This window comes from Mycobacterium colombiense, from assembly GCF_003284935.1.
GTDB classification, from domain to species: domain Bacteria; phylum Actinomycetota; class Actinomycetes; order Mycobacteriales; family Mycobacteriaceae; genus Mycobacterium; species Mycobacterium arosiense_A.
On record NZ_QMEV01000009.1, the window covers coordinates 87863 to 110993 of the forward strand.

22 protein-coding genes, 3 tRNA genes and 1 pseudogene are annotated in these 23131 nt (G+C 68.4%); 15 read left to right on the top strand and 11 right to left on the bottom strand.

Annotated elements, in window-relative coordinates; genetic code table 11:
* Positions 1 to 5: 5 nt before the first annotated feature.
* Genes recB through DQP57_RS07050 form a run of 3 tightly spaced genes read right to left on the bottom strand, consistent with a single transcriptional unit; the run spans position 6 to position 7509 of the window.
* Positions 6 to 3308, bottom strand: coding sequence for an exodeoxyribonuclease V subunit beta (gene recB, locus DQP57_RS07040; RefSeq protein WP_112632321.1), 3303 nt, complete (start codon positions 3306 to 3308; stop codon positions 6 to 8).
* A complete protein-coding gene (gene recC / locus DQP57_RS07045) occupies positions 3308 to 6604 on the bottom strand; it encodes an exodeoxyribonuclease V subunit gamma (protein WP_112632322.1) in 3297 nt (1098 codons plus the stop codon). The genes recB and recC overlap by 1 nt, the downstream gene beginning before the upstream one ends.
* Before the next feature lie 38 nt (positions 6605 to 6642).
* Complete coding sequence (locus DQP57_RS07050) at positions 6643 to 7509, bottom strand: cyclopropane mycolic acid synthase family methyltransferase (protein WP_112632323.1); 867 nt, start codon at positions 7507 to 7509, stop codon at positions 6643 to 6645.
* A 295-nt stretch (positions 7510 to 7804) separates the two neighbouring features.
* Here DQP57_RS07050 and DQP57_RS07055 point away from each other — a divergent pair, with 295 nt between their 5' ends.
* The 3 genes from DQP57_RS07055 to cynS are packed head-to-tail and all read left to right on the top strand — an operon-like array spanning position 7805 to position 9601.
* Entirely contained in the window at positions 7805 to 8320 is a 516-nt protein-coding gene (locus DQP57_RS07055; RefSeq protein ID WP_112632324.1) for a nitroreductase family protein, read from the top strand.
* A gap of 50 nt (positions 8321 to 8370) precedes the next feature.
* Complete coding sequence (locus DQP57_RS07060; RefSeq protein ID WP_112632359.1) at positions 8371 to 9120, top strand: class I SAM-dependent methyltransferase; 750 nt, start codon at positions 8371 to 8373, stop codon at positions 9118 to 9120.
* Positions 9121 to 9145: 25 nt separating this feature from the next.
* Positions 9146 to 9601 carry a cyanase gene (gene cynS, locus DQP57_RS07065; protein WP_112632325.1) on the top strand — a complete coding sequence of 152 codons (456 nt, stop codon included), beginning with the start codon at positions 9146 to 9148 and terminating at the stop codon, positions 9599 to 9601.
* Between the two features lie 107 nt (positions 9602 to 9708).
* Here cynS and DQP57_RS07070 read toward each other — a convergent pair whose 3' ends face one another.
* The 5 genes and pseudogenes from DQP57_RS07070 to DQP57_RS07090 all read right to left on the bottom strand — a co-directional run bounded on the left by DQP57_RS07070 (position 9709) and on the right by DQP57_RS07090 (position 15028).
* The gene (locus DQP57_RS07070; RefSeq protein WP_112632326.1) at positions 9709 to 10188 is read right to left on the bottom strand and encodes a hypothetical protein; all 480 of its coding nucleotides are present in this window, start codon (positions 10186 to 10188) and stop codon (positions 9709 to 9711) included.
* A gap of 2 nt (positions 10189 to 10190) precedes the next feature.
* Positions 10191 to 12638 carry a molybdopterin oxidoreductase family protein gene (locus DQP57_RS07075; protein WP_112632327.1) on the bottom strand — a complete coding sequence of 816 codons (2448 nt, stop codon included), beginning with the start codon at positions 12636 to 12638 and terminating at the stop codon, positions 10191 to 10193.
* A 60-nt stretch (positions 12639 to 12698) separates the two neighbouring features.
* Positions 12699 to 13394: a crotonase/enoyl-CoA hydratase family protein gene (locus DQP57_RS07080; RefSeq protein WP_112632328.1), complete on the bottom strand. Its 696-nt coding sequence runs from the start codon at positions 13392 to 13394 to the stop codon at positions 12699 to 12701.
* Positions 13391 to 14244: pseudogene (locus DQP57_RS07085) on the bottom strand (hypothetical protein). Before DQP57_RS07085 ends, DQP57_RS07080 begins: the two are co-directional and overlap by 4 nt.
* Positions 14245 to 14314: 70 nt before the next feature.
* Positions 14315 to 15028 (bottom strand): MBL fold metallo-hydrolase, encoded by a 714-nt coding sequence (locus DQP57_RS07090; protein ID WP_112632330.1) that lies wholly within the window; start codon positions 15026 to 15028, stop codon positions 14315 to 14317.
* Positions 15029 to 15105: 77 nt separating this feature from the next.
* On the opposite strand from DQP57_RS07090, the gene DQP57_RS07095 reads away from it, so the two are divergent.
* The 12 genes from DQP57_RS07095 to rplA all read left to right on the top strand — a co-directional run bounded on the left by DQP57_RS07095 (position 15106) and on the right by rplA (position 20199).
* Positions 15106 to 15312: a type II toxin-antitoxin system VapB family antitoxin gene (locus DQP57_RS07095; RefSeq protein WP_112632331.1), complete on the top strand. Its 207-nt coding sequence runs from the start codon at positions 15106 to 15108 to the stop codon at positions 15310 to 15312.
* A 155-nt stretch (positions 15313 to 15467) separates the two neighbouring features.
* A tRNA-Thr gene (locus DQP57_RS07100) sits at positions 15468 to 15540 on the top strand.
* Positions 15541 to 15590: 50 nt separating this feature from the next.
* Positions 15591 to 15664: transfer RNA gene (locus DQP57_RS07105), tRNA-Met, on the top strand.
* 47 nt (positions 15665 to 15711) lie between these two features.
* Positions 15712 to 15879 (top strand): 50S ribosomal protein L33, encoded by a 168-nt coding sequence (rpmG, locus tag DQP57_RS07110; protein ID WP_003898538.1) that lies wholly within the window; start codon positions 15712 to 15714, stop codon positions 15877 to 15879.
* A 48-nt stretch (positions 15880 to 15927) separates the two neighbouring features.
* Positions 15928 to 16407 carry a (3R)-hydroxyacyl-ACP dehydratase subunit HadA gene (hadA, locus tag DQP57_RS07115; RefSeq protein WP_112632332.1) on the top strand — a complete coding sequence of 160 codons (480 nt, stop codon included), beginning with the start codon at positions 15928 to 15930 and terminating at the stop codon, positions 16405 to 16407.
* The gene (hadB, locus tag DQP57_RS07120) at positions 16394 to 16822 is read left to right on the top strand and encodes a (3R)-hydroxyacyl-ACP dehydratase subunit HadB (protein ID WP_067170032.1); all 429 of its coding nucleotides are present in this window, start codon (positions 16394 to 16396) and stop codon (positions 16820 to 16822) included. The genes hadA and hadB overlap by 14 nt, the downstream gene beginning before the upstream one ends.
* Before the next feature lie 3 nt (positions 16823 to 16825).
* The gene (hadC, locus tag DQP57_RS07125) at positions 16826 to 17326 is read left to right on the top strand and encodes a (3R)-hydroxyacyl-ACP dehydratase subunit HadC (RefSeq protein ID WP_112632333.1); all 501 of its coding nucleotides are present in this window, start codon (positions 16826 to 16828) and stop codon (positions 17324 to 17326) included.
* A gap of 144 nt (positions 17327 to 17470) precedes the next feature.
* A tRNA-Trp gene (locus DQP57_RS07130) sits at positions 17471 to 17543 on the top strand.
* A 95-nt stretch (positions 17544 to 17638) separates the two neighbouring features.
* Positions 17639 to 18088, top strand: a complete 450-nt coding sequence (gene secE / locus DQP57_RS07135) for a preprotein translocase subunit SecE (RefSeq protein WP_112632334.1) — start codon at positions 17639 to 17641, stop codon at positions 18086 to 18088.
* A 43-nt stretch (positions 18089 to 18131) separates the two neighbouring features.
* Complete coding sequence (nusG, locus tag DQP57_RS07140) at positions 18132 to 18938, top strand: transcription termination/antitermination protein NusG (RefSeq protein ID WP_112632335.1); 807 nt, start codon at positions 18132 to 18134, stop codon at positions 18936 to 18938.
* 47 nt (positions 18939 to 18985) lie between these two features.
* The gene (rplK, locus tag DQP57_RS07145) at positions 18986 to 19414 is read left to right on the top strand and encodes a 50S ribosomal protein L11 (RefSeq protein ID WP_112632336.1); all 429 of its coding nucleotides are present in this window, start codon (positions 18986 to 18988) and stop codon (positions 19412 to 19414) included.
* A 77-nt stretch (positions 19415 to 19491) separates the two neighbouring features.
* Positions 19492 to 20199 carry a 50S ribosomal protein L1 gene (gene rplA, locus DQP57_RS07150; RefSeq protein WP_112632337.1) on the top strand — a complete coding sequence of 236 codons (708 nt, stop codon included), beginning with the start codon at positions 19492 to 19494 and terminating at the stop codon, positions 20197 to 20199.
* Here the strand turns inward: rplA and DQP57_RS07155 are convergent.
* From DQP57_RS07155 to mmaA4, 3 genes are all read right to left on the bottom strand, one after another.
* Positions 20196 to 21422 carry an RNA polymerase sigma factor gene (locus DQP57_RS07155; protein ID WP_112632338.1) on the bottom strand — a complete coding sequence of 409 codons (1227 nt, stop codon included), beginning with the start codon at positions 21420 to 21422 and terminating at the stop codon, positions 20196 to 20198. The two genes, rplA and DQP57_RS07155, sit on opposite strands and share 4 nt — an antisense overlap.
* A gap of 3 nt (positions 21423 to 21425) precedes the next feature.
* Complete coding sequence (locus DQP57_RS07160) at positions 21426 to 22124, bottom strand: YciI family protein (RefSeq protein ID WP_112632339.1); 699 nt, start codon at positions 22122 to 22124, stop codon at positions 21426 to 21428.
* Between the two features lie 93 nt (positions 22125 to 22217).
* A complete protein-coding gene (gene mmaA4 / locus DQP57_RS07165; RefSeq protein ID WP_112632340.1) occupies positions 22218 to 23114 on the bottom strand; it encodes a hydroxymycolate synthase MmaA4 in 897 nt (298 codons plus the stop codon).
* Between the last annotated feature and the right edge of the window lie 17 nt (positions 23115 to 23131).

Sequence of the window (23131 nt, forward strand, 5' to 3'; positions counted from 1 at the left end):
GATCGTCACGCGGCCGCCCCCCGCGCATCGAGCAGGTCCGACAGCGCCGCGATCAGCGGCCAGGGCGGCCGCCAATCGAAGACGCCCGCCGGATGGCCGTCGAGCACCGGCGTATCGGCACCACACATGCCCCGCAGGAACAGGTACAGGACGCCGCCCAGATGCCGGCCCGGGTCGTAGTCCGCCAGCCGCCATCGCAAAAATCGGTGCAGCACAGCGCAATACAACAGCGCCTGCAGCGGATAATCCGAGTGCAACATCGCCTCGGCCATCCGTGACCGGTCGTAGTCGGCGGCGGTCAGCGGCCGCTCCGGGTCCCCGAGCCGGTTGGTCTTGTAATCCACCACCACGAAGCGGTGCCCGGCGCCGTCGGGGACGCGCAGCACGGCGTCGATGGAACCGGTGAGGTATCCGCGCAGCGACTGATCGCCCAGGCCCGGTTCGGCCAGCCGGTCGGCATACGATGCCAGCACGTCACCGGCCGGCAGGTGCTCGCGCAACAGCGGCGCCAGATCCGCCAGCCGCACCTCCGCCGCCGTGGAACGACGATCACCGCCGGCCAGCGGCAACTCAAAGTCCAGCTCGCGCAACCGGTCTGACAATCCGATCTGGCGCAGCGTTATGCCGCCGGTCAGCGCGCCCAGCGGGGTGTCGTGCATCGGCACCATCGCCGCGGCCAGGTCCTCGGGGGCCACGGCGACCGGCCACCACGTCGAATGCGCCCGGATCTGTGACTCCAGCTCGGCGGCCAGATCCGCGGCGAACGGGTCGGCCGTCTCGAGCACGGCGTGCACCAGGGTGCCGAACGTGGCGCCCGCGGGAAGGTCGGCCATCGGCGAGGGTACGTCCGGCCCGGCCACCGCGGACACCAACGGGATCTCGCCGACCTCGTCGTCGAGTTCGCCGATTTCGGGTTCGCTGCTCACCCCGCCGGCTTGCGCCGCCCGGATCAGGCCGGAATAGGAGGTGCGCCGCCACCCGGTGTCGATGCCGCGGTGGAAGTGGCGATTCTCCAGGCGCCCGGGCACCGGCGCGGCGGGCAGCGGTGGGGCCGCCGCCACCACGGATTCCTCGATGACCGGCCCGCCGGCCGCCTCCCACTCGCGCAGCCGGGCCAGGGCGTCGTCGTCGGAGACCTTCGCGGGTTCGCACCGGTCCGGCACCACCGGTTCGCCGGGCCGCCGGCCGCGCAGCAGCCGCGACAGGCCGCCGTTGGGCTCGTAGTACGCCGGTGACCACCACGCCACCACCTGGGACTGCGCCCGGGTGAGTGCGACGTAGGTCAGGCGACTGTCGTCGCTGGCGTCCTCCTTGCGGCCCAGCCGCTCAACGGCTTTGAAGTCGGGGCTGTCCTTGCCCCCGACGTGCAGGCAGCGGGTGCCGTCCTCGTCGTGGAAGAGGACCACGTCGCTGTCCTGGGTGTTGCGGTTGAACGCGAACGGCAGGTACACGATCGGGTACTGCAGGCCCTTGCTGACGAAGACGGTCATGATCTGGACGGCCGCGGCGTCGCTGTCGAGGCGGCGGTTGCGCTCCGGGGCGCCGCTGCGCTCGTCACGCTGCCGGCGCAGCCAATCGCGCAGCGCGGGCAGGCTGTAGTGCTCGCGGTGCGCGACGTCCTGCAGCAGCTGGGTGACGTGCGCCAGGTCGGTCATGTGCCGCTCGCCGCCCCGCCAGGCGAGCACGCGGTTGCCCATGCCCAGCAATTGCGCGGCCTCGAAGATCGCCGCGACGCCGCGTTCACGGGCGTGACCGGCCCACTCCCGCAAGGTTTTCGCGATCCGATCCGTGACCGCGTCCCCGCCGGCGGCCAGCGACTCGGCCGTCTCGCCGAAGAACATCGTCGCCGCGGCCGCGCGCACCATGCCGGGCCGGTGTGGTTGATCGAAGGCCTCCAGCAGGCACAGCCAATCCTCGGCGGCCTCGGAGGTGAACACGTCGGAATTGCCGGTGTAGACCGCGGGAACGCCCGCATCGCAGAGCGCGGTGAAGCAGGCGTGCGCGTCCCGGTGCTTCTCCACGATCACGGCGATGTCGCGGGCCTGCAGCGGTCTCCCCTCGAAGGTGGCACCGCTGGCCAGCAGCGCGCGGATGTCCGATGCCAGGTCCGCGCCGATGTGGTCGCGCACCTGGTCGATCGGCAGGTTCTGCACACCGCGGCGCCCCAACGTCTTTCGCGCCACCACGCGCAGCCGGAACGGCTCGTTGCGCGGCGCACCGGCGAGCCGGTGACCGTGGTGATGCGCGTCCACGTCGTTCACCACGATCGCGGGGTCGCCGAGCTGGGCGCCGCGCAGCACCACCTGCAGGCGCTGCAGCAGCGCGGAATCGCTGCGCCAGTTGGTGTCCAGCGTCTTGCGTTCACCCGCCGTCTCGGCCGCCCGAAGATACGTCACGATGTCACCGCCGCGAAACGCGTAGATCGCCTGCTTCGGATCGCCGATGAGGATCACGGTGGAGCGCCCGCTGAACGCCCGGTCGATGACCTGCCATTGCACCGGGTCGGTGTCCTGGAACTCGTCGACCATCACGATCGGCCAGCGCTGGTGCATGCGCAGCCGGGCGGGGGAGCCGTCGGTGGCCAGCGCGTCCGCCAGCCGGATCAGTAGGTCGTCATAGCCCAGGACGCCCAGCCGGCGCTTGCGCGTATCCAGTTCGGCCAGAACGTCATTGGCGAACCTGAGGCTGACGGCGGCCCGCGAGTCCGGATCCGGGTCGAGCGGGCGCAGCTGGGTCGACGGGTTCTTCACCACCTCGCGTGCCAGCCGCAGCGCCTCGCGGTAGTGCAGCACCGGGTCGTCGCGCTCCTGGCCGAAGTGGGCCAGATACAGATCGTCGACGATCTCGGTCACCAGGTCATCGAGGCTGTCGAGCAGCGTCACGCTCGCCGCGGTGTCGCCGGCCACGCCGAGCGAGCGCAACACCAGCTGGCAGAACTGGTGGGTGGTGGCGATCGTCGCAGCGTCGAAACCGGCCAGTGCGTCGCGAAGACGCTGGTGGCGCGCCGCACGCTGCTCGTCGGTGCCGGTGAGCAGGTGCGCGACCACCTGATTGTCGCCGGCGACCGCGGGATCGGCGAAAGCCCTAACGGCGTCCACGATTTGACAGCGGACGCGTTCGCGCAGCTCCTGACTGGCGGCCCGCCCGAAGGTGATGAGCAGCATCTGGTCCAGCGTCGCCGCGCCGTCGGCGATGTACCGCGTGACGAGCCCGGCCAACGCGAAGGTCTTGCCGGTTCCCGCGCTGGCCTCCAGCACGGTGGTGGAGCGCTCGGCCGGCAGCGCACCCAGCAGGTCGAAGCGTTCCATCAGACCGGCCTCCGCTCGGCGCGCAGCATCGGCAGCCAGACCCGGGCCGCGTAGGCGCCGAGCCGGTTGGCCTCGCCGTCGCATTCCTCGCCCGGTCGCACGGGCTGCATCAGCTCGTCGAGCGGCACGCCCCTTCCCCACGCCCGCACGTGGGCCGGGGCCTGGTCCTCACCGGGGAAGCGGTCGCTGGACCTCCATCGGTATCGCGCCTCGGTCACCGGATCCTCGCCGCCGTGCCGGGCGGCCGCCCAGGCGTAAGACGTCTTGATGGGCAAGGGAATCGGTTCACGCCGCCCGGCGTCGTAGATCGCCACCAGCTCGCGCAGTATCTCGGTGGCATCCTCACCCTCGCGCGGCGGCCCCAGGCCCTCCACCCGCGTGGTAGTGCCCCTGCGCATCCGCCCGATGCACACCGCCGACCAATCGCGCCCGGGATCATGAGCGACCAACGCCAGCAAGGGAATCCACGATTCGAGCAGGTGCTTGCCGTCCAGCCGCGAATACGTCACCGACACCAACCGGTCACCGTACACGGGTGACACCGTGCCGGTGAGGCGCCGCCCGCCGCCGAGATCGACGTCGACGTCGTAGGCGGCGGCGGGGCCGTGGCTTTCCATGTGTCCCAGCGCCTCGAGCGCCAACAGGGCGGCCTGGTCGCGAATCTCCGTGACCTTGCGCCAGCCCAGCTGGCCCGGGGGCAGCGTGCCGCGGCGCCACTCGGCTTGCCGCGCATCGTCGGGCGTCATGCCGCGCAGGATGTCGCCCAGCATCCGGTCGCCGACCGTCCACTCCTCGAGGCCGTCGATGTCGACCGGCATCGTGTCCTGCACGCCGTCGACGTCGTAGGGCAGCGTGAATTCCAACGCGCGAAAGAAGCCCTTGACCGGATCCTTGAAGAAGCCGACCAGGTCGGCGAGGATGACGTCGCCGGCCGGCGGTGCGGGCAGCGGCCCCGAGATGAACTGCGGTCGTGCGCAGTGGTCGCCGGTGGTCGCGCGCGCCGCGCGCAACACCGTGGGGTCGAAACTGAACGGCACGTCCGGCACCAGCCGGCCGGGGATCACGTTGCGAATGTCGAAGGGCTGCAACGGATGTTCGACGACGATGCGGCCGCGCACCTTGGTCGAGGTGGTCACGTCGAGGGTGTCCAGCAGCTCGGCCAGCGGCACCGCCGGGGGGCGCGGCTGCCCCGAATACTCGTTGGCGCCGGTGTAGGTGATGACCAGTTTCTCGGTGGCCGCGCCGATCGCGTCGAGCAGCAATTGCCGGTCCTCGGAACGGATGTCGCGTTCGCCCGTCATCGGGCAGCGGGCCAGCGAGTCGTCACCGTCGGCGATGCCGAGCCGCGGGAACAGCCCGTCGTCCAGGCCCACCAGGCACACCACCCGGTGTGGCACCGAGCGCATCGGCACCATGGTGCACACCGTCAGGGTGCCGGTGCGGAAGTTGGCCCGCGTCGGGCGACCGGAGAGCCGGCGGGCCAGTAGCGCGCGAACGTCGGCCAGCCGCAGCGGCGTGTCCCCCCGGGATCCGGCGTGCGCGGTGGTCTGGGCGAACTCGCGTTGCAGCTGACCGGTCTGCCAGGCGTCGGCATCGCGGACCCGGGTCAGCATCGTGACACCGTCGGCGAGGGTGGCCAGCCATTCGGTCAGCGGCCGGGCGCCGGCGAGCGAGTCCAGAACGTGCTGCAGCCGCGCGACGAATTCGGCGAACTGGCCGGCCAATTGGACTCGATTGCTGCTGACGTCGTCGAGGGGCAGCGTCGCGTCGATCCACGCGTTCGAATCGTCGGACATCGCGACGCCGGCCAGTATCCGGTCGATGCCGAAACGCCATGTGTTGTGGACGAAATCGACGTGATAGGGCCGGCGATGCTCCTGATCCAACCCCCACCGGATGTTGGCCTGCCGCACCCAGCGGGTGATGGCCTCCAGATCGTCGTCGGTGAACCCGAACAGGGCGCGCACGGGCGGGGCCTGGGCCAGGTTGAGCACCTCACTGGCCGTCACGCGGCCGGCCGCCAGCGCGAGCAGCTGGGCGGCCACCCCGAGCAGCGGATTGGTCTGAATCGGCGAGCGGTCCGCCAGGCGCACGCGCAGCTGGTGGGCGGGATGCGCGCCGTGCACCACGTCGCCCAGGCCGAAGTCGGCCACGATCAGCGGCGCGTAGGTTTCGATGTCCGGGCACATCACCAGGATGTCGCGCGGCTCGAGCGTCGGGTCGTCCTGTAGCAGGCCCAGCAGCACTTCGCGCAGCACGTCGACCTGGCGGGCGGGGCCGTGGCAGTTGTGGATCTGCACCGATCGGTCGTCGGCCGCCAGCGTGCGGCCAACCGGCCGAACGGCGTTGGCGGCGATGTCGGATTGCAGCCAGCCCAGCAGCGTGTCCGGGCGGACGTGCCCAACCAGATAATCGTCGGTCGCGGCGTCGGCCGGCAGACTGCGTTGCAGCTCACGCAGGTCTCGTCCCAGCGTGGCGAGCAGCGGATGGGACACCGCGCGATGGCTGACGTCGTCGCGCCGCGGAATGGCGCCGTGTGCGCCGGCCAGCGCGCGCCACAGCGCGTCACTGGGGTGCGGTAGCCACAGATGCAGCTCGTGGTGGGCGGCCACCGCCTCCAGCAGCTCGACATCGGTGCGGGTCAATCGGGTGTGCCCGAACAGCGACAGCCGCGGCGGCAGCTCGCTGGGCCCTGCTCGCAGCCGCGCGATTGTCGTGGCGTGGCGGATGTGCGGTGGGTCGGCGGCGACCCGCGCGACCAGCGCCCGCCACAACTCGGGCTGCCAGCGCAGGTCCTCGTCGAGATCGCCGAGGTTCCCGTCGGCCCAGTCGACGAGGAGTTGCGGGCGTTGGCGGGCGTAGGAGTCGAACAGGCCGGCCAGCCGGCGCGCGACCTCGTATCGCCTGCCCCGGCGCAGCTCGGCCTCCGCGCCGGTGTGGAAGTGACCGACATGGGATGCCAGCGGGCGGCACCACGGTTCGTCCAGCGAGCAGTCGATGGCCTCCAGCAGCGGCCAGACCATGGCGTCCGGCGACCACGGATCGTTCTCGGCCGTGCCGGTGAGCTCGGCGATCAACGAGCCCGGGCTGCGGAACGCGACTCCGGCGCACACCCCGTCGCCGCCGCGCGCCCCGAGCACGTGGGACAGCCGCTGGCTCAGCCAGCGCTCCACGCCGCGCGCCGGCACCACGACGAGTTCGGTGGCGAACGGGTCGGGCAGCGGGTCGGCCAGCACGGCGCCGAGACCGTCGGCCAACAGATCGGTGCGCTCGGCGCGGTGCAGATGAAGCGGCATTGCGGTGTCACGATAAACCCCGACACCGACGCGGAGCTCTACTTCGCCAGCGTGAACTGGTTGACGTCGATGTATCCGGCCCGGAACGCGTCGGCGCAGCCCGTCAGGTACCGCATGTAGCGCTGGTAGACCTCTTCGGACTGGATCTCGACGGCCTCGCGATGGTGCGCCTGCAACGCCTCGGCCCAGCAGTCGAGCGTGCGGGCGTAGTGCAGCCGCAACGACTGCCTGCGTTTGAGGTTGAAGCCCATCTTCGAGGCGTGGAACTCCACGATCTCGATGGCCGGCAACTGGCCGCCCGGGAAGATCTCGGTGGCGATGAACTCGTTGAAGCTCGTCTGCTCCTCGGTCATCGGCAGGTCACGCTCGACGATCTGCTGCGGGGTCAGCATGGTGATGGTGTGCAACAGCATCACCCCGTCCTCGGGCAGGGTGCGGTGGGCCATTGCGAAGAAGTCGTCGTAGCGGTCGTACCCGAAATGCTCGAACGCGCCGATGGAGACGATCCGGTCGGCGGGCTCGTCGAACTCTTCCCAGCCGTGCAGCAGCACCCGCCTGGTGCGTTGGGTGTCCAGCGAATCGAAGAGCTTCTGCACGTGCGCGGCCTGGTGCTCGGACAGGGTCAGGCCGATGACGTTGACGTCGTAGTTTTCCAGCGCGCGGCGCATCGTGCCGCCCCAGCCGCACCCGATGTCCAGCAGCGTCATGCCCGGCCGCAGGCCCAACTTGCCCAGCGAGAGGTCCATCTTGCGCAGTTGCGCCTCTTCCAGCGATATGTCTCGGTTGCGATCCCAGTACGCGCAGCTGTAGGTCATGGTGGGGTCGAGGAACAACCGGAAGAAGTCGTCGGACAGGTCGTAATGGGCCTGTACCTCTTCGAAGTGCGGCGTCAGGTGCTCTGCCACGGCGGCTACCCGCCTTTCTGAATTGGGGCCATTCGGTTGTTCACGAGCGGGCCGCGCATTTGGTTCACCCCGGCTTCCCGCAAACGCGGTAGTCAAACTGGCCGGCCGGCCACCCCGGCGGTGACCGGCTCGCCGGAAGACCGTGTTGAGCTGTGGCCCAAGGTGTTTGGCTGCGTTGGCACCCGCGCACTCACATCTACGGGGCTAGACTGCGGGCGAACGCGCAATCGCGACCTGGGAATTCAGCAGATCCTACGCCGGTTGATGCGCGAAAACAGTTACTGGAGGGAACCAGATGCAAGCGTGGGAGGCGATCTGCGCACGGCGCAATGTCCGCGAGTATCAGCCGAAGCCGATACCGGCCGAGGACCTGGACCGCATCGCCGAAGCCGGCTGGCGCGCGCCCTCGGCGAAGAACCGCCAGCCGTGGGACTTCGTCATCGTCACCGACCGCAACCAGCTCGCCGAGCTGTCCACGGTCTGGCGGGGCGCCGGTCACATCGCCGGGGCGGCGGCCGCGATCGCCATCGTGGTCCCGGTGCCGCCCGACGAGCGCCGGGTGGTCACCGACAACTACGACGTCGGCCAGGCCACCATGGCGATGATGATCGCCGCGACCGACCTGGGGATCGGGACCGGTCATTCGTCGGTGGGCGACCAGGACAAGGCGCGCGCGATCCTGGGCGTGCCCGACGAGTACCTGGTGGCTTTCCTGCTCGGGGTGGGCTATCCCGCCGATCGCCCGCTGACGCCGATCCGTAGACCGAACCGGCGCCCGTTCGCCGAGGTGGTGCACCACGGCCGCTGGTGAAGGCGGTGCGAAAACCCTTCGGCGCCTTGTAAAGTCGTAAGATGATCGGCGTGCATGATCATCGGGGCGATTACGGAGTCGACGGTTCGTTTCACACCGTGTCGCCGCGCGCGCAGGCGGTAGGCATCGGTGCTGCGGCCGCCGGCCTGGCCGTGTTCGCGGGAATCAGCTGGGCGCGCGGCAAGCGGCTCAGGGCGGCGCTGGCCGCGGTGTCCTCCGCCGGTGTCGCGGGCGCCGTCGTCCTGTACATGTACGCCACCCGCGCCGGGAAATTCGTTGTCTGGGATCGGGTCCTGCGCGACCTGCGGCTCGCGGGCGATGAAACCGTGCTCGACCTCGGCTGTGGCCGCGGCGCGGTGTTGCTGGCGGCAGCCAAGCAGCTGCCGCGGGGCCGGGCGATCGGCGTCGACCTGTGGCAGGCCGACCAGACGGACAACTCCGAGCGGGCCACCCTGGCCAACGCGGTGGCCGAAGGCGTCGCCGATCGCGTCGAGTTGCACACCGCCGACATGACGGCGCTGCCCCTCGCCGACGAAAGCGTCGACGTGATCGTCAGCAACCTGGCCATCCACAACATCCCCGGCCGCGCCGGCCGGCGCCGGGCGCTCGATGAGGCCGCGCGCGTGCTGCGGCCGGGCGGGCGGCTCGCCATCGCCGACCTGTGGGAGACGCGCCAGCACGCCGCCCGGCTGCGCGAACTCGGCTGGCACAACGTGCGGCGCCGCAATCTCGGCTGGCGCATGTGGTACGGCGGCCCCTGGTTCTCCACCCGCTTGGTCACCGCCACCAAGCCGGAATGAGCCCGGGCGGGCATGCTTGAGGGCTATGAACAGAACCGAGATCACCGAACAGGTCGTTGCAGCCCGGCTCCGTCAGGGGTTGACGTGGCAGGAGCTGGCCGACGCGATCGACCGGCCGGTGCTGTGGACCACGGCCGCGCTGCTCGGCCAGCATCCGATTCCGGTGGAGCAGGCCAAGGTTCTGGTCGAGAAGTTGAAGCTCGACGCGTCCGCGGTGCCGGTGCTGGCGGCGCCGCCCATGCGCGGGGGACTGCCCGCCGCGGTCCCGACGGACCCGACCGTCTACCGCTTCTATGAGGCCCTACAGGTCTACGGCGGCGCGCTCAAAGAGGTGATCGCCGAACAGTTCGGCGACGGGATCATGAGCGCCATCAACTTCAGCGTGGACGTGCAGAAGAAGCCGCACCCGTCCGGCGATCGCGTGGTGGTGACGTTCGACGGGAAGTTCCTTCCCTATCAATGGGTTGCGGCCGACGACTGACACGGCGTCGCGGTGAAGTGACGGCGCGTCGCGCACGTGTCAGACTGGCCGTCGAGGAGGCGAAGGGAACGCGGTGGCGGCCATGGGCGGTCACCGCGTTCGCTGTCTCAGTTCATCAAGACTTGCGGGGACAGCTCTTTGAGCATCGCGTTCGCCCAGCGCATCTGGCGCAAGGTCTCGGGGTGGCACCGCGACGTCAGGTCCAGCAACTCGGAGTCCTTGGCGGCCTGTGCGCCCTGGGCCAGCAGCTCCCAATCGAGCGACACCCCGGCCGACAGCCGGTGAATCCGGCGCAGGTCGGCAAGCAGCGCCAGCGCGGGTTCGGGCCGGTGCCGCAGCAGGCCGCTCATCCGCGATTGCACAAGCCCGGTGATGGCCCCGGTGCGCGGGTCGGCCGACAGGCGCAGGCCGTAGTGGCGGCCGTGCCGCGCCAGTTCGCTGATGTGCTGCTGCGACCAGCCGGCCATGTCGCGCGCCAGGTGGCAGATGTCCTGATCGCTGTGGTGGCGGGCGGCCATCACGTTGAGCCGATGGGCCAGCTTGCGTTCGGAGCGGTGCAGCTCGCGGATCGCCAGTTTCAGTTTCATGATCAGCTCCGGCTCGACACGACTTCGGTGACGCCAGCCAGCGCGCCGCCCTCGGTCGCGGGGACCGAGCCGTTGACCGGAGCGGACGCGGCGGTGGTCGGTGCGTATCCGGCGCCGTTGCGTTCGGGCCGCCCCGCGCGAGCCTTGCGCAGCCGGGCGGCGGCCGTCTTGTAGATCGGCTGCTTGGACACCGGATCCCAGTCGGTGAGCGTCATCTCGTTGCCGGCCCGATGATGAGCCTGGCCGCCGGTGTCCCAGTAGCCGTAGTGGAAGGGCACGAACAGCACTCCGTCGCGGATGCCGCAGATACGCGCGGCGCCCACGACGCAGCCGCGTGGTGTGCTCACCTCGACGAGATCACCCTCCCGGATGTCCAGGCGGCGCGCGTCGCGGTCCGACACCTCGACCCACACGTCGGGCGCGGCCCGCTGAAGTTGTTGCGCGCGAGCGGTTTTGGTGCGGGTGTGGAAGTGGTAGACGGTGCGGCCGGTGATCAACGCGAACGGGAACTCCGCGCTGGTCCGCTCGTGCGGGGGCACGTATTGGGCCGCCTTGATGATCGCCTTGCCGAAGGGGTTCATCGAGCGGTATTCGTCGGGTTGCAACGGGGCGCCGGTGATCAGGTCTTTGCCGTAGGCCTCGCAGGAGTCCGGTGCCGCCCAGAATTTCGCGTCGGCGTACAGCCGTTCGGTGCCGTCGGGATGCTCTGCGTTGCACGGCCATTGAATGCCGCTGCCGCCGCGCAGCTTCTCATAGGTCAGGCCGGTGTAGTCGCACGGCCGGCCCTCGGAGCATTCCTTCCACGCCTCGAACGCCGACTCCGGGTCCGTCCAGGGCGGGAACGGCCGGCCGTCTTTGTCGCGGAAGTCCATCCGCCGCGCGTAGTCCAGGAAGATATCGAGGTCGCTGCGCGCGGAACCCGGTGGCTCCACGGCCTTTTCGGACAGGTGCACGGTCCGGTCGGCGTTGGTGAAGGTGCCCGTCTTCTCGGCCCACGCCGCGGCGGGCAACACCACGTCGGCCAGCGCGGCGGTCTCGGTCATGAAGATGTCCTGCACGATGAGGAACAGCCGTTCCTGCGAGAGTATGTCGCGGATCCGCGGCAGCTCCGGCAGCGACACCGCCGGATTGGTGGCGGTCACCCACAGCATCTGCATCGTGCCTTCCTCGGCGAAGCGGAACATCTGCATGGCGTGCGTGGGCGGACCGTAGTGCGGAATCTGCAGGGGCTCGAGGTTCCACAGCTTCGCCAGTTCGGCGACGTGGGAGTCGTTGGACCAGTTGCGGAAGCCGGCCAGGTCCCCGTCGGCGCCGCACTCGCGGGTGTTCTCCGCGGTCGGCTGCCCGTTCATCTGCAGCAGGCCGCAGCCCGGCTTGCCCAGCATGCCGCGCACCAGGTGAATGTTGTTGACCTGCACGGCCGCCGCGGTGGCCTGGTGGGATTGGTAGAAGCCTTGCAGCACGGTGGACATCAACCGCTCGGCCGTGCCGAGCAGGCGCGCCGCATGCCGGATGTCGTCGGTGGACACACCGCAGATCTTGGCCACCCGCTCGGGGGGAAACTCGTCGACCCGGCCGCGCAGTTCGTCGAAACCCACTGTGTGCGAGTCGATGTAGTCCTGATCGATCCAGCCGTGGCCGATGATCTCGTGCAGCAGGCCGTTCATCAACGCGACGTTGGTGCCCGGCAGCGGCGCCAGGTGGACCGTGGCGTGCCGGGCCACGGGCGTGAGCCGGGGGTCGACGCAGATGATCGCCGGCGGCGAGTCGCCGGCCAGCCGGTCCAGCATCCGGGCCCACAGCACCGTCTGCGTCTCGGCGACGTTGTGCCCGAACAGCGCGATGACGTCGGCGTGGTCGACATCGGTGTAGGACCCCGGCTGCCCGTCGCAGCCGAAGGACTCCTTGAGCGCCTCGGCCGCCGTCGCGGTGCACAGCCGGGTGTTGCCGTCGACGTGGTTGGTGCCGATCGCGCCGTGCGCGATGGCCCCTTGGGTGTAGTAGGCCTCGGCGAACAGCTGCCCGGACGTGTAGAAGCCGATCGAGCTGGGGCCGTAGCTGTCGAGTAGGTGCCTGGTGTGGTCGACGATCCGTTGCATGGCGGTATCCCAGTCGCACGGCGTCAGCTCGCCGCGGACCCTGACCATCGGTGTGGTGAGCCGGTCGGCGGAACCGTTGGCCTGCCAGCCGAACAGATCCTTGGGATCGAGCCGCCCGTGATTGACCCGGTCGACGGCGCGTCCGCGCACCCCCACGATCCGACCGTCCTTCACGGCGATGTCCAGTCCGTCGCCGTTGGAATGCAACACCGCGGCGGACTGCACCCAGCGGTCCACCGACTCGGCGGCCACCCCGTCAGCCAGGTAGGTATCGACGCGTTCCGGCCACCGCGTGCCGGGTCCGTACGGGGTCCGCGTCCCCCAGGGGTCGGCGATGCGATCTATGGCCATTCCGGTGACTTCCCCGGCAGGGGCCCGCGAAACCGATTCGGGCGGACGCCCCTTGGCGGATCACACGCCGAATTCGGCTTCGATCCCGTCGATGCCGGCGCGGATGGCCGCCAGGGCGTCGGCGCGGGTGCGCAGTTTGGTGGCGGCGTGCGCGCGCTGATGCAGGCCGGCGAACTCCCGTGCGGCCTCCTCGGCGCGGTCGACCACCACCTCGGGCAGCACGATCTCGTCGATAAAGCCTGCGGCGAGGGCGGTTTCACCGAAGAAGGTCTTGGCCAGCCCGCTGGCTTGCTGGTAGGCCGACGGAGTCAGCCGCAGCTTCATGATCTCTAGGGCGGCGTAGGGGATGACCATGCCGATCGCGACCTCGTTGGCCTGGATGTTGTAGGCGTGCGCGGCGATTCGGTGATCGCCCGCGGACAACAGGAACGCCCCCATCGCGATGGCGTGGCCGGTGCAGGCCATCACCACCGGCTTGGGATGGGACAGCAGGCGATGCGCCAGCTCGAATCCGCCGCGCAGCATGTCGATCGCGGGCTGCACCTCGCCGGAGGTGAGGATCTTCAGGTCGAAGCCCCCGCTGAACACCCGCTCGTTCCCGGTGATCACCAGCGCCCCGGCGTCGTCCGCCTCGGCCCGGTCGATCGCGTCGTTCAGGGCGTGCTGCATGGTCGGGCCCAGCGCATTGACCTTGCCGTCGTCCATCTTGATGACGGCGATGGAGTCTTTGGTGCTGTAGTGGACCGGGGCGGTCATCGGTGGCTCCTTGCCGTCAGGCGGGCTGGCTGTGGTGTTTGCCCAGGTCGTCTTCGGCGTTGCTCCAGCGCAGGCTGACATCGGTGGGTTCGTCGAGTTGGCGGGTGCGCCATCTGTCTTGGGTTTCGCGGACCGCGGCGTTGATCCGCTCGATCTCGCTGCGGAAGACCTCCGGCCGGGTCTCCTTGCTGGCGTAGTGGAAATAGGTCAGCAGGCCGCGCAGCAGCTCCAGCTTCTCCTTCTCCCGCTTCGCCAGGTCATGGGTGGTCATCAGCTCGATGCGCTGGACGGGCGGCAGGGCGTCCCAGTCCAGCACGACGTCGGTCTGCAGCGGCGAACGCTCGCGCTGCCAGAACCGCCGGCCGCGCGGCGCAGCGGGCCGGTCGTAATAGGTCACGGTGCCGGTGAAGCAGGATTCGATGCCGCTGCCGATCTCGGCGCGGTCGAGCGCGGAATCCCACACCATGCGCCATTCCTGGCCGGGGGCCAGCGTCGGCAGCTCCCGGGGGAGTCGCAGTTCGACGACGTCGGCGTAGCCGTCGGTGGCGTTCTCGTATTCGGCCACCGTGGGGGGATTGTCGAAGGAGAAGCTGATGTCGTAGGCGGCGGTCCGGCCGAAATTCCGGACCACCAGCTCGATCACGTGCCAGTCGGCCGAATGCGGCTCCATGAACATCGTGACGTGCGGGCGGGTCTGCTCGGCCGCAGCGCGGCGATGGCGGTTGAGCTGGCTGTTGGTGAAGACCAGCGCGACGACGGCCAGGACGATCGCCGCCCACGCTGCCCACGCAATCCAGGTGCTGGACCCGACGTGCGTGACATCATGCCAGCTGTCCTGGATCCAACCCATGGAATCCACCCCCCGCTTATATCACAGAAGGCGGCCGCGGGATGGCCATCACCCAGCGATCGCGGGGCGCTCAGCCGCCCATCAGCATCCGCCATTGGTCAAGGTCGGCGGCCCGATACACGTAGTTGGAGCGCTTGACCTCCGAGAGCGAGGCGCTGGGCTCCGCCGAATACCAATGGCCCGGGAACACGGTCGGGTCACCGGGCAGGGTCGCTAGCCGTTGCAGGCTGCGGTACATCTCGTCGGAGTCCCCGCCGGGGAAGTCGGTGCGCCCGCAGCCGTCCAAGAACAGCGTGTCACCGGCGACCAGGCGGCCGTCGAGCAGGAAGCACTGGCTGCCCGGGGTGTGGCCGGGGGTGTGCAGCAACTCGATCTCGATGTCGCCGATGCTCACCTTGTCGTGGTTCTCATGGGAGGTCAGGTCGCTCAGGCTTATCCCGGTGACGCGCGAAACCCACAGTGCCTCATGGGTATTGACGTGCACGGGCACCGGTGCGCGCTCCAGCAGTTCGGCCAGGCCCGCCAGCGCGAAGCCCATCATGGATCCCCCGACGTGGTCGGGGTGGTGATGGGTCACCAGCACCCCCGACAGGTGCATGCCGTCGGCCTCGAGCGCGTCGAGCAGATCGCCGGCGGCGTACGCCGGGTCGACGACGACGCAGTCGCCGGTTTGCCGGTCGCCGATCAGGTAGGCGAAGTTGCGCATCTGCGTCGCCATCATGTCGCCGGCGGCGAAGTCGCGACCTGAGAGCAGTTGACGAAAGTACAGCCGGTCCTCTGGCACGTGACCAGACTAGGACCTCGGCCGACGCCGCCGTTTCGGGCCCGATTCGGCCGGTACCCAGTGGGTATTGTTGGCGCATGAAGAAGAAGGTTGAAATCGAGCTCGACGTCGATCTGGTCGACGAGGCGATCCGCCGATTTCATCTCCTCGACGCGCGCGAGGCCGTCAACCTCGCGTTGCGGACCCTGCTCAACAACGGCGATTCCGTCGAGCAGGACGACGAGTACGACGAGTTCAGCGACCTCAACGCCTGGCAGCCCGGGCACCGGGTCGACGGCGGCTGAAGTTTGCCGCGCGCGGAGCAATCCCCGCCCGAGCCCGCGATTTCCTATCGACCCGCGCCCGACGGCGCTTCCGTCACCCGTGGTTTGGTGCGGCTGCAAGCCAGGCTGTACCCTCTTTTAGGCCCGCGCGGAGCAGATCGCTGCGGGTCAGAACGGCCCCCTTAGCTCAGTCGGTAGAGCGTTTCCATGGTAAGGAAAAGGTCAACGGTTCGATTCCGTTAGGGGGCTCGGCGGACGCCGAGCAGGCGTGGCGGCCCCGACCAAACGGGGTGGCCAGAGGCGATGTAGCTCAGTCGGTTAGAGCGAACGACTCATAATCGTTAGGTCGCCGGTTCGAGTCCGGCCATCGCTACAACACAACAGCACAGCTTTATTTTCAGGAATTGAGAGAGAACCGTCATGGCTTCCAGTACCGATGTGCGGCCGAAGATCACTTTGGCATGCGAGGTGTGCAAGCACCGCAACTACATCACCAAGAAAAACCGCCGCAACGACCCGGACCGACTGGAGCTGAAGAAGTTCTGCCCCAACTGCGGTAAGCACCAGGCACATCGGGAGACACGCTAGCGGCCACCCGCGGGCGTCTCATCCGATTGACTAGGTAGTTTAAGAATCGTGCCGCTAAGTTCAAGCATCGTCGGGATGCACTATCGCTACCCGGATCATTACGAGATCGAGCGGGAGAAGATCCGGGAATACGCGACGGCCGTGCAAAACGACGACGTCTGGTACTTCGAGGAGAAGGCGGCCGCCGAACTCGGCTACAACGGCCTGCTCGCCCCGCTGACGTTCGTCTCCGTCTTCGGCTACCAGGCCCAGACGGCCTTCTTCGAGTACGCCAACGTCGCCGTCCAGGACGCACAGGTCGTCCAGGTCGACCAGGTGCTCAAGTACTTCGCCCCGCTCGTGGCCGGGGACAAGCTTTACTGCGACGTGTATGTGGACTCGGTGCGTGTGTCGCACGGCACCCAGCTCATCGTCACCAAGAATGTCATCAGCAACGAAGCCGGTGACGTCGTGCAAGAGACCTACACGACCCTGGCGGGCCGTGCCGGCGAGGATGGAGAAGAGGGATTTTCTGATGCCACTGCGTGAGTTCAGCTCCGTGAAGGTGGGTGACCAACTTCCCGAGAAGACCTACCCGCTGACCCGACAGGACCTGGTGAATTACGCGGGCGTCTCCGGCGACTTGAACCCGATCCACTGGGACGACGAAATGGCCAAGGTCGTCGGCCTCGACACCGCGATCGCGCACGGCATGTTGACCATGGGCATCGGTGGCGGCTACGTCACGGCATGGATCGGCGACCCCGGCGCGGTGACCGAGTACAACGTGCGGTTCACCGCCGTGGTGCCGGTGCCCAACGACGGGAAGGGCGCCGAGCTGGTCTTCAGCGGCCGGGTCAAGTCCGCCGATCCCGAGACCAAGTCCGTGACCATCGCGCTCACGGCTACCACCGGCGGCAAGAAGATCTTCGGCAGGGCCATCGCGTCCGCAACCCTGGCGTAGCCCATGGCGCTCAAAACAGACATCAGGGGGATGATCTGGCGCTACCCGGACTACTTCGTTGTGGGGCGGGAACAACTGCGCCAGTTCGCCCTGGCCATCAAGAACCGGCACCCGGCCCACTTCGAGGAAGACGCCGCCGCCGAACTCGGCCACGAAGCGATCATCGCGCCGCTCACGTTCGGGACCATCTTCGCCAAGCTGGTCCAGCTGGATTTCTTCCGGCACGTCGACATCGGCATGGAGACGCTGGTGATCGTCCAGGTCGACCAGCGGTTCGTGTTCGCCAAGCCGATCAAGGCCGGCGACAAGCTGTGGGCCCGCATGGACGTCGTGTCGGTGGACGAGCGTTTCGGCGCCGACATCGTCGTCACCAAGAACATCTGCACCAACGAGCGGGACGAGGTCGTCCTGGAGGCTTACACCACGCTGATGGGCCAGTACGCCGACAACTCCGAGAACCTGCGCTGGGACCCGGACTCCGGCCAGGTCGTCAGAACGGCGTAATTAGTATCTGACTCTCGCGTCGTTGTACACTCGGTCCTCGGGGTTTTCCCAGCATTAGCGCGCTTTCCGTGAGTCGAGCGATCGGAAGGCGCGCGTGTCATGTAAGCCCCGGTAGGTAAGCGCAGGTTGGCCTGCCAACCGCGAAGGGGCGTAGCTCAACTGGCAGAGCAGCGGTCTCCAAAACCGCAGGTTGCAGGTTCAAGTCCTGTCGCCCCTGCTAATGGCGAACGTCCTGGCATGGTGGACACTGGAAGAAAGCCCCCACCACCGGCGGGATGGTTCGCGAAGCACTAGCAAACAAAGGAGCATGCGGTGAGCGACGAAGGCGACGTTGCCAACGACGCCGCAAGCGACGGCACTGACAAAGAGGACGGCCGCGCAAGCGGCGGTCGGACGGCGGTGGTGACGCGGCCGCAGCGCCCCACCGGCAAGCGGTCCCGGCAGCGGGCGGCCGAGGCGGGCGACGACGCCGAAGCGTCGGACGACGTCGAGACCGCGACGCTGGAGAAGACCAAAAAGGGCGCCAAGACCAAAAAGGGCGCCAAGCCCAAGAAGGCCGGCGACCACCGGGTCAATCCCTTCGTGTTCGTCTACAACTACCTCAAGCAGGTCGTTGCAGAGATGCGGAAGGTCATCTGGCCCAACCGCAAGCAGATGCTCACTTACACCTCCGTTGTGCTGGCTTTCCTGGCCTTCATGGTGGCACTGGTCGGCCTGGCGGATTTCGGCCTGACCAAGCTGGTGCTGTTGGTGTTCGGCTGAGCGAGCGACGCCGCTTTTGAACGTGACAGAGAGGACTCAAACCGTGACTACCTTCGACGGTGACCCGTCCGCGGGTGAAGCGGTCGACCTGAAAGAGACCGCCGACGCCACCGAGGCGCAGGCCACGGACACCTCCGCGGCCACCGAGGTCACCGAGGCGACCACGGACGAGGCTGTCGACGAGACGGTCGAGACCGCCGAGGCGCCCGAGGAGTCGGCCGAAGAGGCCGACCCGGCCGCCGCGCTCAAGGCGGAGCTGCGCAGCAAGCCCGGCGACTGGTATGTCATCCACTCCTACGCGGGCTACGAGAACAAGGTCAAAGCCAACCTCGAAACCCGTGTGCAGAACCTCGACGTCGGTGACTACATCTTCCAGGTGGAGGTGCCCACCGAAGAGGTCACCGAGATCAAGAACGGCCAGCGCAAGCAGGTCAACCGCAAAGTGTTGCCCGGCTACATCCTGGTCCGCATGGATCTGACCGACGATTCGTGGGCCGCGGTGCGCAACACCCCCGGCGTCACCGGGTTCGTCGGGGCGACCTCGCGTCCCTCGGCGCTGACGCTCGACGACGTGGTGAAGTTCCTGCTGCCGCGCGGCGCGACGAAGAAGGCCGCCAAGGGTGCGGCCACCACGGCGGCCGCCGCCGAGGTCGGCGGGCTGGAACGCCCGACCATCGAGGTCGACTACGAGGTCGGCGAATCGGTGACGGTCATGGACGGTCCGTTTGCGACGCTGCCGGCCACGATCAGCGAGGTCAACGGCGAACAGCAGAAGCTCAAGGTGCTGGTGTCGATCTTCGGCCGCGAAACCCCCGTCGAATTGACCTTCAGCCAAGTCTCCAAGCTCTAAACCGGCGCATACGCCGGGCATAAACCAGGAAGGAACAGCACAATCTCATGGCCCCGAAGAAGAAAGTCGTCGGGCTGATCAAGCTTCAGATCCAGGCGGGGCAGGCCAACCCGGCGCCGCCGGTCGGGCCCGCGCTCGGTCAGCACGGCGTCAACATCATGGAGTTCTGCAAGGCGTACAACGCCGCCACGGAGAACCAGCGCGGCCAGGTCATCCCGGTGGAGATCACGGTCTATGAGGACCGCAGCTTCACCTTCGCGCTCAAGACGCCGCCCGCCGCCAAGCTGCTGCTCAAGGCCGCCGGCGTGGGCAAGGGATCGGCCGAGCCGCACAAGACCAAAGTCGCCAAGGTCAGCTGGGATCAGGTCAAGGAGATCGCCGAGACCAAAAAGACCGACCTGAACGCCAACGACATCGACGCGGCCGCCAAGATCATCGCCGGGACCGCCCGGTCGATGGGTATCACCGTCGAGTAGTACCCGCACCACCACCGTGGGAGGGCCAGCTTCGGCCCGCTTTCCAACCACGACCCAACATCAGATTGGATGAGTCAATGAGCAAGAACAGCAAGGCATATCGCGCCGCCGCCGAGAAGGTGGACCGCGACAACCTCTACACCCCGCTGGAGGCGGCCAAGCTCGCCAAGGAGACGTCGTCGAACAAGCAGGACTCGACCGTCGAGGTGGCGATCCGGCTCGGCGTCGACCCCCGCAAGGCCGACCAGATGGTCCGCGGCACGGTCAACCTGCCGCACGGCACCGGCAAGACCGCCCGCGTCGCGGTGTTCGCGGTCGGCGACAAGGCCGAGCAGGCGCAGGCCGCCGGCGCCGACATCGTCGGTAGCGACGACCTGATCGAGAAGATCCAGGGCGGCTTCCTGGACTTCGACGCCGCGATCGCGACCCCGGACCAGATGGCCAAGGTGGGTCGCATCGCCCGGGTGCTCGGTCCGCGCGGCCTGATGCCGAACCCCAAGACCGGCACCGTGACGCCCGATGTCGCCAAGGCGGTTTCCGACATCAAGGGCGGAAAGATCAACTTCCGGGTGGACAAGCAGGCCAACCTGCACTTCGTCATCGGCAAGGCCTCGTTCGACGAGAAGGCCCTGGCCGAGAACTACGGCGCCGCGCTGGACGAGGTGCTGCGGCTCAAGCCGTCCGCGTCCAAGGGTCGCTATCTGAAGAAGATCGTGGTCTCGACGACGACCGGACCGGGCATCCCGGTGGACCCGGCCGTCACCCGCAACTTCGCGGAGTCCTAACCGCCGCATTCGGCGATGCGCCGCCGCAGAAACTCGCGGCCCGGCTCGGATCCGCTGGACCCCAACGCGGTTCGATACCAGGTGAGTGCGTCGTCGGGTCTGCCCGCGCGCCGCAGCAGGTCGGCGCGCACGGTCGCGACGAGATTGGAGCGGTCCAGCCGCGGATCGTGTGCCACCGCGTCCAGGGCGGCCAGGCCGGCGTCGGGGCCGTCGCGGAATCCGACGGCCAGCGCCCGGTTGGCGGCCACCACCGGCGAGCCGGTCAGTGCGAGCAACCGGTCGTAGGCGGCGCAGATGGTGACCCAGTCGGTCTGCTCCCAGGACGGGGCCGTGGCGTGCAGGGCGGCGATCACGGCCTGGGGCAGATAGGCGCCCGTCGAGCCCTGGGCGTCACGCAACCGGTCGAGACCGCGCGCGATGCGCCCCCGATCCCACCGGCGCCGATCCTGGTCCTCGAGCGGCACCGGTATTCCGGCGTCGTCCACCCGGGTCGCGCGCCGCGAATCGTGCAGCAGCATCAGGGCGGACAGGGCGTGTGCCTCCGGCTCCTCGGGCAGCAGCGCGCACAACTCCCCGGCCAGCCGGATCCCTTCGTCGCACAGGTCGTCCCGGACGGCCGAGGGGCCCGCGGTCGACCAGTAGCCCTCGGTGAATACCGAATAGACGCAACCGAATACGTGCGGTGTGCGCTCCGGCAGCAACTCGGGGGGCGGCACCCGCAGCGGGATGTTGGCGTGTCGAATCTTGTTCTTGGCGCGCGTGATTCGCTGACCGATCGCGGCCTCGGTCTGCAGCAGCGCGCGGGCGATCTCGCCGACGGTCAGACCGGACACCAGCCGCAGCGTGAGGGCCAATTGCGACTGCCGGTCGAGTGCCGGGTGGGCGCAGGTGAACATCATCCGCAGCTCGTCGTCGCGAACCGGATGCGGTTCGGTCTGATCGGTGCGGGCCCTAATGGCCTCGATTTCGCTGACCACCGCCTTCAGTTCCTTTCCGGGGCGCACGGATTCGCGGCGCAACCTATCCCGGGCGCGGTTACGCCCGACGGTCACCAGCCAGCCACCGGGGTTGGCGGGCACCCCGTCGCGCGGCCAGGTGCGCAGCGCTTCGGCGCAGGCCTCCTGGACGGCGTCCTCGGCGACGGTGAGGTCACCCGACCACCGCGCGAGCGCGGCCACGGCCGGTCCCCATTCCCGGCGGAAGACGCCGTCCAGGTCGGCCATCGGCTACAGGCCGGACACGCCCGCCAGCTGGCGCAGTTGCACGGTGGAGGCGGGGATCATTGAGGCGACCTTGACGGCCTCGTCGCGATCGGCGGCGCCGATCAGATAGATGCCGGTGGCGATCTCGGCGCCCTCGACGTATGGCCCGTCGGTGATGAGAACCTCGCCGTCGCGCACCCGGACCGTAGTCGCCGTGGACCGGTCGTGCAAAGCCGCCCCGCCGATCACGTGATCACCGGCGGCGGCGTGCAGGTCCGCGTGCTTTGCCGCCACCGCCTCCCACTCCGGCGTGCCCGGCGTGTGTGCCGATTCGGCCGGCTCCAACAGCAGCGCGAGCCAGTCGTTTCCGGTCAGCGTGCGCGACGGCTCGATCGAGTGGACCACCGGCCACAACTCGACGGCCCCGAACTGCGCGACCGGGACGTCGCGGGCCAGCGCGAGCGCCTCGTCCAGGTTCTCCGCTTCGAACACGTAGTAGCCGCACGCCACCTCGGCGGTCTCCGCGAAGGGGCCGTCGGTGACCACCGGCGCATCCGGACCGCCGGTGATCACCGCCGCGGCCGCGGCGGGCGCCAGCGCGTCCCCGGCTTTGATCGCGGAGCCCGCTTTGGCGTGGAAGCTCTCCCATTCCGCCATGGCCGCCGCCGCGTCATCGGGCGTGCGCTCTTGTTCCCTGCTGATCAACAAGGCGAAGTACTGCATGTCTCGTCACCTCCAGATAGCGAGCGAAACCCTGTGTTCCACTCTCTACCTACTCGACGAACGACGCAGCCCGGATCCGACAGGCCGCGGAAATTACGAGACGGCGCCAGGCTTGAGGTAGGTGACCAGGCTGACGTCGAGCATCTCGTCGGTGAAGTAGTGCTCGCAGCCGCGCAGGTACTTGATGTAGCGGTTGTAGACCTCTTCGGAGGTGACCTCGATGGCCTTGTCCCGGTTCGACTCCAGCGTGTCGCCCCAGATGTGCAGCGTCTTGATGTAGTGCGGTCGCAGTGAAAGCGGTTCGGGCACAACGAATCCCGCCTTCTCCCCGTGGTCGACCATCATCTGGGTCGACGGCAGCCGCCCGCCCGGGAAGATCTCGGTGATGATGAACTTGATGAACCGCGCCGTCTCGAAGCTCAGCTTCTTACCGCGAGCGCGCAGGTCGTCCGGGTGGTAGCTGACGCTGCTCTGAACGGTCATCCGCCCGTCGTCGGGCATGATGTCGAAGGTCCGCTTGAAGAAGTCGTCGTAATTCTCGTGCCCGAAGTGCTCGAAGGCCTCGATCGACACGATGCGGTCGACCGGCTCGGCGAAGTCCTCCCAGTTCTGCAGCCGGACCTCCCGCGAGCGGTCGCTGTCGACGGAACCGAGCAACGCCTCGGCGCGGGCGTGCTGGTTCTTGGACAGCGTCAGGCCGATGACGTTGACGTCGAACCGCTCGACGGCGCGCTTCATGGTGGTGCCCCACCCGCAGCCGATGTCCAGCAGGGTCATGCCCGGCTTGAGATCCAGCTTGTCCAGGTTCAGGTCGATCTTGGCGTACTGGGCCTCTTCCAGGCTCATATCGTCGCGCTCGAAGTAGGCGCAGCTGTAGATCCGGGACGGGTCCTGGAACAGGCCGAAGAAGTCGTCGGAGACGTCGTAATGCGCCTGGATGTCCTCCGAACGCGTCCGCGTCTTCGTCGGGCTAGTCGGTTGCTCAGCCATTTTCGTCCTGTTCTCCT